The sequence below is a fragment of the Methylobacterium litchii genome, assembly GCF_038442315.1.
In the GTDB taxonomy this organism is placed as follows: domain Bacteria; phylum Pseudomonadota; class Alphaproteobacteria; order Rhizobiales; family Beijerinckiaceae; genus Methylobacterium; species Methylobacterium litchii.
Map to the genome: position 1 here is coordinate 1 of NZ_JBBXMY010000051.1, position 951 is coordinate 951.

The window sequence follows — 951 nt, forward strand, 5'->3', positions numbered from 1 at the left end:
CGGGATGCAGGCGACCGCGCGGATGGTCTGGCCGCCGCCGTAGTGCCGCTCCAGCGCCACGCCGATGCGGATGCCGACCGGCTGCTCGGTCGCCATCTCGCGGGCGAGCTTGTGGATGTCGTCGGCGGAGACGCCGGTGATCTCGGCGGCCCATTCCGGCGTGCGCTCGGCGGCGCGCTCCTTCAACTCCTCGTAGCCGACCGTGTAGTTGTCGACGTAATCCTGATCGACGAGGCCTTGTTCGATGATCGAATTGATCAGCGCCATGGCGAGCGCGCCATCGGTGCCGGGCTTCGGGGCGATGTGCCAGTCGGCGGCCTTGGCGGTGCGCGAGGCGTAGGCGTCGATGACGACGACCTTGGCGCCCTTCTTCTGAGCGTCCTTCACGATGGCCCAGTGGTGCAGGTTCGTGCTGACCGAGTTGCAGGCCCAGATCACGATGTACTTGGAGTGGATGTAGCTGTCCGGGTCGAGGCCGGCGGTCGGGCCGACGGTGAGCAGCCACGCGGTGCAGGAGCCCTCGCCGCAGAAGGTCCGCTCGGTGACGGTGGCGCCCATGCGGTTGAAGAAGGCGTCGCCGCCGTTCAGCCCGTGCACGAGGCCCTGGTTGCCGAGGTAGCTGTAGGGCGCAATGGCCTGCGGCCCGTGGCTGTCGATGATCGCCTTCCAGCGGGTGACGATGGTGTCCAGCGCCTCGTCCCAGGTGATGCGCTCGAACTCCTTCGAGCCCTTCGGGCCGACCCGCTTCATCGGGTAGAGCAGCCGATCCGGGTGGTAATGGCGCTTCTCGTAATCCTTGAGCTTCACGCAGAGGCCACCGCGGGTCATCGGGTGGTCGGGGTTGCCGCGGACGCCCTGCAATTGGCCGTCCTTGACGTCGAACAGCATGGAGCAGGTATCGGGGCAATCGTGCGGGCAGCCTCCGAAGAAGGTCTCCGTCAGGCTCTCGGC

General features: G+C 67.3%; 1 protein-coding gene. It reads right to left on the minus strand.

Annotated features, from left to right (window positions below):
* The coding region (locus AAHF99_RS27110; protein WP_342167421.1) for a molybdopterin-dependent oxidoreductase at positions 1-951 on the minus strand (951 nt) is incomplete at both ends.